8 protein-coding genes are annotated in these 11,808 nt (G+C 64.5%); 6 read left to right on the forward strand and 2 right to left on the reverse strand.

All coding sequences use genetic code 11. The annotated features are described in order from the left end of the window. Window positions 1–8 precede the first annotated feature (8 nt). A complete protein-coding gene (locus tag I41_RS14835) occupies window positions 9–2,507 on the forward strand; it encodes an ABC transporter substrate-binding protein (RefSeq protein ID WP_168206923.1) in 2,499 nt (832 codons plus the stop codon). Between the two features lie 92 nt (window positions 2,508–2,599). Further along, entirely contained in the window at window positions 2,600–4,030 is a 1,431-nt protein-coding gene (locus tag I41_RS14840; RefSeq protein ID WP_210420960.1) for a hypothetical protein, read from the forward strand. On the opposite strand, the gene I41_RS14845 is transcribed toward I41_RS14840, so the two are convergent. Then, on the reverse strand, window positions 4,023–5,384 hold the full coding sequence (locus I41_RS14845) for a serine/threonine-protein kinase (RefSeq protein WP_145433609.1): 1,362 nt from the start codon (window positions 5,382–5,384) through the stop codon (window positions 4,023–4,025). The two genes, I41_RS14840 and I41_RS14845, sit on opposite strands and share 8 nt — an antisense overlap. Window positions 5,385–5,638: 254 nt before the next feature. After that, on the reverse strand, window positions 5,639–6,364 hold the full coding sequence (locus I41_RS14850; protein ID WP_145433611.1) for an RluA family pseudouridine synthase: 726 nt from the start codon (window positions 6,362–6,364) through the stop codon (window positions 5,639–5,641). Between the two features lie 163 nt (window positions 6,365–6,527). Here I41_RS14850 and I41_RS14855 point away from each other — a divergent pair, with 163 nt between their 5' ends. From I41_RS14855 to trhA, 4 genes are all read left to right on the forward strand, one after another. Continuing rightward, a complete protein-coding gene (locus tag I41_RS14855) occupies window positions 6,528–7,136 on the forward strand; it encodes a Maf family protein (RefSeq protein ID WP_246133674.1) in 609 nt (202 codons plus the stop codon). A 167-nt stretch (window positions 7,137–7,303) separates the two neighbouring features. Beyond that, a complete protein-coding gene (locus I41_RS14860) occupies window positions 7,304–8,293 on the forward strand; it encodes a Gfo/Idh/MocA family protein (protein WP_145433613.1) in 990 nt (329 codons plus the stop codon). Window positions 8,294–8,973: 680 nt separating this feature from the next. Beyond that, window positions 8,974–11,034, forward strand: coding sequence for a transketolase (gene tkt / locus I41_RS14865; protein ID WP_145433615.1), 2,061 nt, complete (start codon window positions 8,974–8,976; stop codon window positions 11,032–11,034). Between the two features lie 77 nt (window positions 11,035–11,111). Continuing rightward, complete coding sequence (gene trhA / locus I41_RS14870; RefSeq protein WP_145433617.1) at window positions 11,112–11,795, forward strand: PAQR family membrane homeostasis protein TrhA; 684 nt, start codon at window positions 11,112–11,114, stop codon at window positions 11,793–11,795. Window positions 11,796–11,808 lie beyond the last annotated feature (13 nt).

The raw sequence follows: 11,808 nt of genomic DNA on the forward strand, positions 1-11,808 counted from the left end.
TCATCTCCATGCGCACCTTCCCAGAATTCGCGATTCGCGTCAGCATCATCTGCATGCTGTGGGCCTGCGCGCCAAGGTGGAGTGCACCCCACGCCTGGGCGCAGGAGTCGTCGACCCCGGCGGGGGGAGCGGCAGCTGCGAGCGCGCCGGCGGCCGCGTCGGGCTCCGCAACTGACGAGGCGGTCGAGATCGCCGTTCCCCTCCTCGAGCGCTCGCCGTTCGACCGAATCACGCTCGACGCGGCGAATCAGAACGCGGTGATCGAAACAGTCGTTCTCGACCTTCCCAATCGACAACTCCCCAACCCGCTGCCGACCACCGGTTCGCTCGATATCCGCCGTCTGCGCCACCCCTCGATTCCTTATACGGTGCAGTGGGCCGCGATTACCAAGGTCGAATTCTTCGAACAAATGCTTCTCGCCGAAGCCGAGCGGCTCACGGCCGAAGGCAAGTTCGGCGACGCCTTCGAATATCTGGCGTTCCTCACCGCCAACTATCCGCAGCTGCCGGGGCTCGAGCAGGCGCTGCAGACCCACCTCTGGCGCGAGGCTTCCGCCTCTTACGCGGCCAAGAAGCACGCCGAGGCGTGGCCGGCGCTAGTGGCGCTCTACGAGCGCAACGCGAACTATCCCCGGCTGGTCAACGCCGTCCAGGCGGTGAGCGACGACTTGATCGCCCGCAGGTTGCAGGATCGCGACTACGCCGCCGCGCGAACGCTCGTCGAAGCACTCTCCCGCAGCTTCCCCAAGCTCAACCTCGCCAATGTCGCGCGCTGGCAGGGCCAGTTCCAGAGCGACGCCGAGGCGCAGCTCGCCCGAGCGCGGAAGGCGTTCGCTGCGAAAGACTATGGCGAGGCGCGCGACGCCATTGCCTTCGCCCGCTCGATCATGCCCGACATTCCCGGCGGCGTCGAACTGTGGAAAGAAATCCAAGCGACGGCGCCCGAAATTCGCGTCGGCGTGACGCAACCGGCTCCGCCGGGCGTCATGTCGCAGACGCCGACGTGGGCCGCAGCGCGAGTGAGCGACCTCGTCAATCCGCGGCTGGTGGAAATGGTCGACTTCGGCGCTGAAGGCGGCGTTTACGCATCGCGCTGGAGCGACTTGAAAGCCAGCGACGACGGACTCCGCACAGCGATCACGTTGAAGCCCCTTGCGGTCGAACGCGGCCTCCGCGCGAGCACCCTCGCCCTCCGACTAGTCGAAATGGCAAGCCTGCAAGGCGATCGCGCCCAGGCCGATTTCGCTGCCCTCACTGCCGGCGTCCAGTTGACGAAGGGCCGCGGCGTTGAAATTGTCTGGCGGCGCCCGCACGTCCGCCCGGAGGCGTTCTTGCAAATTCCGCTGCGCTGGCTCGCAACGGCGAGCGAGGCGCCGGGGCTGTGGTTTGATCCGCAGCCGGCCAAGCGAGACGGCATCGAGCACCCCTTCGAGCGTTCCAGTCCCCCCTCCGCCGCTGCGGGGGAACCGCGACTCGTCGTCGAAATGCAATATCCCGACGACGAGTCGATGCTCGACGCCTTGATGCGCAACGACGTCGACGCCATCGACCGCGTGCCGCCCTGGCAACTCGCGAGCGTCGAGAACGCCGCCACGGTCTCGGTGGTCCCCTACCGATTGCCGACCGTCCATGTGCTGATCCCCAATCCTGCCAATCCTCTGCTGGAGGTCCGCGAATTTCGCCGCGCCCTCAACTATGGAATCGACGCCGAAAGCATCGTGCGGGACATCATCCTCGGCGGCGAAACTCGCGCCGGCTTTCGCACGCTCAGCGGTCCCTTCCCGGCCGGCGTGACGCTGAACGACCCCGGAGGTTATGCCTACAACCCCGAGGTGGCCCCGCGGCCCTACGAACCGCGCCTGGCGGCCCTACTCGCCGGCGTCGCCAGGACGACGCTTGCCAAACGCGAGGAAGAAAAGAAAAAGGCCGAGGCGGAAGCCAAGGCCAAAGCGGCAGCCGCCACTGAGCCCCCAACGACCGAAGGAGACGCCGCGAAGAAACCAGCGGCTTCTAGCGATGCTCCCGCAGCCGAGACGCCCGCCCCGCCCCCGGCGCCGCTGATCCTCGCCCATGCCGCCGACCCGGTCGCCCGGCTGTCGTGTCAAACAATCAAGTTGCAACTCGACCTGATTGGCATCCCGATCAAGCTCGCCGAATTCAAAGGTTCCGCCCCGCCTGCCGAACTCAAGTACGACTTGCTCTACGCTGAACTCGCCGTTTGGGAGCCCGTGTACGACGCCCGCCGGTTGCTTGGCGCCACTGGCGTCGCGGGGCGTGCCAGCGCCATGATGGCCGCCGCCCTCGATCAACTCGACCGTGCGGAGAATTGGAACCAGGCCCGCGACCAGCTGCGCGAAATCCACCGCATCGCTCACTACGATCTGCCGTTGATTCCGCTCTGGCAAACGGTTAACCATTTCGCCCACCGCAAGTCGCTCAGCGGCGTCGGCGCGTCGCCAGTCACCCTGTATCAGAATCTCGCTAATTGGCGTAAGTCGATCGAATAGGAATCGCGTTGCCGCCCTCCACCATTCACCAACGACCTCCGTCGCGTCCCCGCTGCTTGAGCGGCCGGACGTCGTGGTTAGCCTGCGCGGCGATGTTGGTCGCTGGCTCGCTGGACGCCCGCGCCGCTGAACGCGCCGTGTGGGAACATTCGCCCTACCGAGTCCTCGCAACCCTCGCCGTCGACGACCACTCCCGCCCGCAGCTTGACCTGCCAACCTCGCTGAGCGGACAAATCGCCGCCCGCGTCGAAGGTTCGCTCCGTCCGCTCTGGGACTTCAAGATTGATAGCCCCGACGCTGGGGCCGCCCGCCGGCAATGTTTTGAGCTGCGTGAGATTCCTTGGGATGAACTCTCGGCCGACCAGAAAGCCAATGACAAGCTCCTCTGGCTCGGCGTGCGGGTCCTCCCGCATGGCTACGAGCTCGCGGCTCGCGAATTCGACGTCCACATGCGCCGGTGGGGCCCCGTCCAACGCCGCGTCGTTCAACAGTCCTCGTTTCTGGCAGAAGCGAGTTTCGAGCTGCTGCAGGCGACGTTTTCGCCGCTGGCCATGGTCGAGCCCATCGAGGGCAACGATGAACAAGTGCAACTTGTCTTTCGAGGCAGCCAGTTGCCCCGACCATCCGGCGAGGAAAGCTTCGTGACGCCAGGCGAGGCGTACTTGCCGCTGCTGCGCCGCACCGATCGCTCGGGCAAAGTGATTGAAGGCGGCATCCTTCCCGTCCCCTGGACCTATCTCACGGCCACCGAAGCCAACGATGCCGGTTGGCTCGCCAGCGTCCACAGCGGGGTGCGTCGCCCTTTCGGAACTGGCAAGAAGGGCCTCGTCGAACAAATCGCCGTCGGCCTCCGTCTGCCGCCCGGCGCGACGCCCGTCCGCTTCCACGCCCGCACCGATAAGTCGCAAGGGCTCGCCGGCTACGAAGTCTTTCGCGAAACGCCCGACGGCGGCAGCGAACGCGTCGGCGTCACCGATCGTAACGGCATGATTGTCGTCCCGCCAAACGGCGCAGCAGTCTCGATGCTCATGCTCCGCAGCGACGGGCAAGTCCTCGCCAAGGTGCCGGTGGCCAGCGGCGGCAGCGACGTCCAGCAAACGCCCATCGCCGACAATGTGACCCGGCTGCAAGCGCAGGCCGAGGCACAAGTCGTTCGTGAAGAACTCATCGACCTCGTGGCTCGGCGCGCAATCGTGATGGGCCGGGTGAAGGCGATGCTCAAGAAAAACCGCATCGACGACGCCAAGGAGCTGATGAGCGAGCTCGACGCGATGCCGTCGCCGTCGGTCTTCGGTCGCACCATCGAAAACGCGGCCCGTCGCATTCCGAAGTCCGACGACGCATCGGTGCAGAAACGAATCGATTCGCTCTTCAGTTCAACGCGCGACATGCTGACGAAGTTTCTGAACACCCGCCCCGTCACCGAGCTGCAAGACCAGGTGAACGAGGCGGCCAAGACTCAGCCCCCGGCCGCTGCCGAGACGACCGAAGCGCCCGCCGACGCGGCGGCGCCGACTAGCTGAAAATCGCCAGTGCCGCGGCCGCAATCGCCACGATCATCGCCATTCCGAGCAGCATAAACAGGCCGAAGCTCACGCCCGCCCATTCCCATGGCTTGACGGCCGCTGGCCCCGCCGACTTGGAAAAGATTAGCGCCGAGTCGCCGAGCGTCATGGGCAGCCCCGCCAGCGGCATGGCAGTCGATGTTCGTGTCGGCGTTTGTTCGCCCGTGTCGATATCGCCGGGGTCGACCGTCACCGTGTCCGCCAAGTTTCCGGCAATAAACGACTTCTCGCCCGGGTCCGCGGCGTACTGGCCAATCTGACGCCACGTATTTTCGTCGGCCGTCGCCGTCCAGGGGCGTAGCCGCTCGACCACTTCGGCGGCTGATCCGATCCGCTCTTCAGGCCGCTTGTGCATCATCTGGGCGATCAATTCCGCCAGCGCTTGATCGAGCTGCGGCGTGAAGCGCGTCGGCGTCAACGGCGCCTCTTCCAAGTGGCGACGCAGCTTGTCGCGCGTGGCGCCCCCTGGGTACGGCACCTTCCCCGTCACGGCGTAGTAGAGCGTGCAGCCAAGCGAATAAATATCGCACGATCGCCGCACTTCGCCCGGATTGGTGATCGCTTCCGGTGCGATGAAGTCGGGCGTGCCGACGATATGTCGAGGCCCCCCCGCCGCGGCCGGCGCGTCTGAAGAGAACGAGGCCAGTCCCAGGTCCGTCAACTTCGTCAAACCCTCCGGCGTGACGAGCAAGTTGCCAGGCTTCACGTCGCGATGCACCAGCCCGCGTTCGTGCGCGTACGCCAGCGCCTCGGCTCCCTGCGACACGACCAGCGCCGCCTGCCGCTCGGTCAGCGGGCCATGATGTCGTACGAGGCGACGAAGATCGCTGCCGGGCACGAATTCAGTAACGAGGAAATAGGTCTCGCCTTCTTTATCGGCGAACGACAGGCGCACCAGATTGGGATGATCGAGCTGCGCCTGCGCGCGGATTTCGCGCCGGAAGGCCTCGATCGAGCGCGGGTCCATCTGCGTTTTGGGCAGTACCTTGATCGCCTCGATCCGCCCCAGCAGGAAATGCTCTCCCTTGAACACGTATCCCATCCCGCCGTGACCGATCGCGTCCAGAATTCGATACGGCCCCAGCGTGAACTTGGTCCGACCATGCCGAAGTTGCTCAGCTTGCCAAGGATTGAGGTAGCCCAGCTTGATCAATTGCTCGCTGAGCACGTCGTCGGAGAGATTGTTCAGCGAGCGAATCCCCGATCGCAACGGATCGACCATCGCATGCCAGGCGCGGTCAATTTGCTCCTGCGTCAGCAATCCGCTGGCGAGGCCCGCTTCTTCAAGAATGGAGTGATGCGCGTGCGCCAAAGAACGCTCGATGCCGTGTTACTGAGTCCGCGGCGCGCCGCCGCGCTCGCGGGGAATAGCAGCCGACTCGCCGCCATATTATAGCCCATGCAACACCAGGGCCAGAGTCGCCCCTAACGGCCGATCGGGCCGCAAATCCTCATGCTTTGAGCCCGTCGTCGAGGCAACGATCGCTGACGAATGCCGAGAGAAAGGAACCGCGCGGCGTAATCGCCGGGGGTCTCGGCATCGCAGGACGTCGTTGCTCCCGTCGATCAATGTCGCTCGCCCTGCTCCTTGGCAGGCAACGGCAGCTTGCTCGTCGGGGCGGACCTCCGCCATGACGCCGGCAATGGCGCCGTCAGCGTCAACGGCTCGCGGCGAACAGGGTGTTCCAACTCTAATTGACGAGAATGCAGCGCGATCCCCCGCGGAAACTCCAGCGTCGCGCCATACTTGCGATCGCCGACGATTGGACAGCCGATTTTCGCCAGCTGCACGCGAATTTGGTGCTTGCGGCCCGTATCCAGTTCCACTTCGAGCAGCGTCAGACCGCTCGCGCTCCCCATGACTCGATAGTGGAGTCGGGCCGCCTGCGCTCCTTCCGCCCCCGCTTGCGTGACGTGCACCTTGCGATGCCGTTCGTCCTTTCGCAAAAAGTGCTCCAGCGTCCCAGTCGCGGCGGGTGGCGTCCCTTGCACAGCCGCCAGATAGACTTTGCGAACGTCGCGGCTCCGGAACGATTCGCTCAGCCTCGCCGCCGCCTTCGACGTCCGAGCGATCAGGACCAACCCGGTCACCGGTGCGTCGAGTCGGCTAACGATGCCGAGGTAAACGTTTCCCGGCTTCTGATACGCCTGTCGAACGTATTCCTTCGCCACCGTGAGCAGGCTTTCTCGACCCTCTTCCACCCCCATCGTCGGCAGCATCGCTGGTTTGTTCACGGCGAGCAGGTGGTTGTCCTCGTAGAGAACCTCAAGCTCGTCTCGGCAATCAGACATGGCTCAGCAATCGAACGGCGTGATGACAGGGCAAGGCGCTTCACGATACCACGAAACTCGCGTGCCTTGCCGCCAAATTCCCGCAGCGCTTCTCGAAGCCAACAGGCTGGCAAGCTATCCTAAACTCCGCCGGCGCCCGCCACGTTCACCGCTGATCTCGCCCATGCCCACCCGCCGATTGATCCTCGCCAGCAGCTCGCCTCGCCGCCATCAACTGCTGCGCGAGGCCGGCTACGAATTCGAGTCGCTCGCGCCGCACGAATCGGTCGAGTGCGGCATCTGCTCCACCGGCGGCCCCGCGTCGCTCGTCGTTGAACTGGCCATGAACAAGGCGGCCAACGTCCTCGCCCAGCTCAAAGAAAGCGGCGATTTCGACGATCGCTGCGTCATCATCGCTTGCGATACCGTGGCCGAGTGCGGCGGCATGGTCTTGGGCAAGCCCGCGGACGAGGCCCACGCGCGCGATATGCTCGAGCGACTCCGGGGCAGCCTGCACCGCGTCTACAGCGGCCTCTGCGTCTGGCAGCCCGGCAGCGCCGCCGCCGGGCTGCCAGATGTGCGGCTGGCCGTTTCGGAGCTGCGCATGGACCCGCTCAGCGACCAGCAACTGGACGAGTATCTCGCCAGCGGCCTGTGGGAGGGCAAGGCGGGGGCGTTTGGCTATCAAGATCGCGCCGGCTGGCTCCACCTGTCCAAAGGAAGTGAATCGAACGTCGTCGGCCTTCCCATGGAACTGCTGACCGAGATGCTCGCCGAGCTCCCTGCCGACTGACGCAAGCGACGAATGTTCCGGTTGCAGGGCCCCCGCGGCCGGCCGACCCGACAATGCCGGCGCCCAGTCGTGATGCCGCTGGGACGAGCGTCGCGGGTCCGGTATACTTCACTGGCTTTTTCGCCGACTCCCGCCCCCGGCCGTTAACCGCTCCGCGCACCGAGATTATGAAGATCAGGGTTGGCGTCGTCGGCATTGGACCGCTGTGGGAGTCGCGACATCTGCCCGCGTTGCGCGCCCTCTCCGATCGATTTGAGATCACCGCGGTGTGCGACCCGGTCCATCATCGCGCCGCCCTCGCGGCCCGCCAGCTCAACGCCGCGGTGCACGACGGCTACCGAGCGCTCACGGCCCGCGGCGACGTCGACGCCGTGCTGCTGCTGTCGCCGCAATGGTTCGGTCCGCTCCCCATCTACGCCGCCTGCGAAGAGGGCAAGGCAATCTACTGCGCCGCTGCCATGGAGTTGAAAGACGACGAGGCGGCCATCCTCCGCGACCGCGTGCGCGAGGCCGGAATTGCCTTCATGGCGGAGTTTCCCTGCCGACTGTCGCCCGCCACGCTGCGGCTGAAGGAATTGATCGCCACTCGGCTCGGCACGCCTCGCATCCTGTTCTGCAATCGCCGTCGCACGATGGAGGCCGCGGGCGAACACGGCACCCGTTGCGAGCTCGACCTGGTCGAGCTGATCGATTGGTGTCGCTACGTGGTCGACGCTGAACCGAGTTCGCTCGTCGCGGTCTCGCACAATCCACGCGGCGACGGCTGCGCCGACTACTTTTCCCTCAGTCTCGACTTCGCCGATCCATCCGCCGCCGGCAAGGGGGCGATGGCGATGATCGCCTGCGGCCAGTACGTCCCCAAGTCGTGCGAGGAATCTCTTGCCTATCGCCGTCCCGCCGACTTGAAGGTCGTGTGCGACAACGGCCTGGCCTTCGTCGATTTGCCGAACACCGTGGCCTGGTTCGACAACGCCGGCCAGCACCTCGAAACGCTCGATCACGAACGCCCCGTCGGCGAGCAATTGCTGATGCACTTCCATCGCGCCGTCGAAAGCCTAGTGCTCAAGACGGCCAGCCTGGAAGACGCCCACCGCGCACTCTCGATCGCCTCGCTCGCCCGCCAGAGTTGCACAAGCGGGCAGCGCGTCTACTGCTAGATTTGGTCGCGCCCTCGCGATTGCTCCCGCTAGCCTCTTCGCATCTTGATTGTGGGCAGGGCATCAAGTTGTGCGGTCTCGTACATAAGTACAAGCGTCTAGAAATTGGCCACTCGATTCGCTATAGTGATCGCATGTTCATATTTCCATAGGCTTTGCACACCCTGATTTTTTGCAACGGCCCTACTCAGCCCAACCCGCCCGGCGCCTCGTCGATGGCGGCGCGATAACTAGCGGCCCCCGATCTCTGTCGCCGTCGTCGGTGCGGCGACCACCGAGTTCGTCACTGCAAATCCAAGCATCACAACAACTTCCGAATTCTGTCGCGTAAACTGCGGAAAACGACAAATCTCGCGCCGCGACAAAAATCGTCCGCCCGAGCGAGCGCAAGCGTACCGTTCGCCCAAGTCGGCAAGTCACTGTTGGCAGACTTGGCAGAGATCGCAGACGTGACCAACTAGACCGCGTCGGTGTCATCCCGGCCGGCACGCCGCGGAGAGTTGCCTGGCGTTTTGCTCGCCACTGCGGAGCGACAACTTGAGAATATGCGTAACCCCTCAGTTCAATTGCACTTAACAAGCGCAATGGTTTGACACCTCGCAAATGCGGTCCCTATATTTGCGGTTTGCGCAAATCCCGGCGAGCACGCCATCGATTCCTTTTTCGCGGAACGTCTCTGCATGGCCACGACCACGAGCAATGTCGCTGAACTGACGATCAACACCATCCGCACCCTCGCGATGGATGGGGTCGAGAAGGCCAACTCCGGCCACCCGGGCACCCCCATGGCGCTGGCGCCGGTCGCCTACGAGCTCTGGGCCAACACGCTCAACTACGACCCTAACGCCCCGCTCTGGCCGAACCGCGATCGCTACGTCCTCTCGTGCGGCCATGCATCGATGCTGATCTACTCGCTCCTTCACCTCGCGGGGGTGAAGAAAGTCGATGATCACGGCAAGGTCGAATCGGGCCTGTCGGTCACGCTGGAGGACCTAAAAAACTTTCGCCAGTGGCACAGCAGCACCCCTGGTCACCCGGAGTACGGCTTCACCACCGGCATCGAGACGACCACTGGCCCGCTGGGACAGGGGATTGCGACCAGCGTCGGGTTTGCGATTGCCGAACGTTGGCTCGCCGCCCGCTACAATCGTCCCGGGTTCGAGCTCTTCAATTACAACGTCTACGCCCAGTGCAGCGACGGCGACCTGATGGAAGGGATCTCGCACGAGGCCGCGTCGATCGCCGGGCATCTGCGTCTCTCCAACCTCTGCTGGATTTACGACGACAACAACATCACCATCGAGGGGCGGACCAACCTCGCCTTCAGCGAGAACATTCCCGACCGCTTCCGCGCCCTCGGCTGGCATGTGGTGGAGGTTGAAGACGCGAACGACCTGAACTCCCTCGCCGACGCCTACCAATCCTTCCTCGACAATGTCGAGAGCCCCACGCTGATCGTGGTCCACAGCATCATCGGTTACGGCGCTCCCAAAAAGGCGAACACGTCGGCCGCCCATGGCGAACCGCTCGGCGCCGAAGAAATTCGCGCCGCCAAGGCCGCGTACGGCTGGCCCGAGGATGCCTCCTTCCTCGTGCCCAAGGAGGCGACCGAGCATTTCGCCGCGACGCTCGGCGCCCGCGGCCGCGCGGCGCGCGAGGAGTGGGAAGCGCTGTTCGCCAAGTACAAGCAGTCGCATCCCAAACAAGCGACGGAACTCGAAGGCATCCAGCGCCGCGAGCTCCCCGCGGGTTGGGATGCCCCGGTCCCTGAATTCCCCGCGGACCCCAAAGGGATGGCCACGCGCATCTCGGGCGGCAAGGCCCTCAACATGTTTGCCGAGCGGGTTCCGTGGCTGCTGGGAGGTTCGGCCGATCTCGCCCCGTCGACCAAGACGCTGCTCACCTTCGAAGGCGCCGGCACGTTCTCGGCCGACGATTACGCGGGTCGCAACTTTCACTTTGGCATCCGCGAGCACGGCATGGCCGCCGCGGTCAACGGTATGAGCCTCAGCGGCCTGCGGGCCTACGGCGCGACGTTCTTCGTCTTTAGCGACTATCTACGACCCTCGATGCGTCTGGCGGCTCTGATGAGCGCACCGTCGATCTTCATCTTCACGCATGACTCGATCGGCGTCGGCGAAGACGGACCAACCCATCAGCCCGTCGAACATCTCGCGGCGGCCCGCGCCATCCCCGGACTGATCGTCCTACGACCGGGCGACGCCAACGAGGCGATCTACGCCTACCGCGTCGCGATCAAGCAGACCAAACATCCAGTCGCCATGGTTCTCACCCGCCAGAACATGCCGACGCTCGATCGGACAAAGTACGCGCCAGCGGCGGGCGTCGAACGCGGCGGCTATACGCTCATCGATGCTCCCGGCGGCAAGCCGCAGGTGCTGCTGCTCGCCACCGGCAGCGAGTTGGCGCTGGCATGCGACGCATTCGACGAGCTCGCCAAGGAAGGCATCGCCGCCCGCGTGGTGAGCATGCCATCGTTCGAACTGTTCGAGCAGCAGGACGCCGCGTACCGCGACCAAGTGCTGCCAAAGTCGATTACCGCGCGAGTCGCCGTCGAAGCAGGCATCCGCCAGCCATGGGACCGCTACCTCGGTTTCGCCGGCGGGTTCGTCGGCATGCACAGCTTTGGCGGATCGGCCCCGGCCCAGACCGTGTACAAAAAGTTCGGCATCACCGCCGCGGGCGTCGTCGCCGAAGCCAAGCGAGTTCTCGGCAAATAACCGATGGCAACGTCGACAACGCACCAACGCCCTTAGCCCCCGGTTCTTCAAACCGGGGGCATTTTTTTCAACAAACCATGCCCCTCACCCCGATCCCAGGATTCGCCGATCCCTTCGCCAGTCTAAGCCACCTCTTCGGAGCCCTCGTCTTCCTCGCGCTTGGCTTCCTTCTCGTCAGGCGCGGCCGCGGCAGCCTGCCTCGCATGATCAGTTTGGCGATCTTCGTCTTCGGCGCCGTTTTGCTCCTCTCAGTCAGCGGCACTTACCACCTGCTCGCGGCAAACGGCTCTGCTCGCGAAGTGATGCGCGTCCTTGACCACGCGGCCATCTTCACGCTCATCGCGTGCTCGTTTACGCCCATTCACTTCATCCTCTTCCGCGGCGTCGGGCGGTGGGGCCCGCTGATTCTGATTTGGGGATTCGCCTTCGTGGCGATTACTTGCAAGTCGATCTATTTTAATACGATGCCCGAGTGGCTCGGTCTTTCGCTGTACCTTGGCATGGGCTGGATCGGACTTGCTTCAGGGAGCGCCCTTTATCGCCGGTTCGGATTTGCATTTGTAGCGCCAATTCTGTGGGGCGGCCTCGCTTACTCGGTCGGCGCCCTGCTCGATCATTTGAAATGGCCCGTACTCGTCCCCGGAGTCGTCCGTTCCCACGAAATCTTTCACGTGGCCGTACTGATCGGACTCGCGTTTCACTGGTCTTTCATCTACAGCATCGCCGACGGTCGACTAACTCCGCTGACGGACGACGCTTAGCCGCAAGCGTCGC

Origin of the sequence: Lacipirellula limnantheis (assembly GCF_007746075.1) — a bacterium.
Taxonomy (GTDB): Bacteria; Planctomycetota; Planctomycetia; order Pirellulales; family Lacipirellulaceae; genus Lacipirellula; species Lacipirellula limnantheis.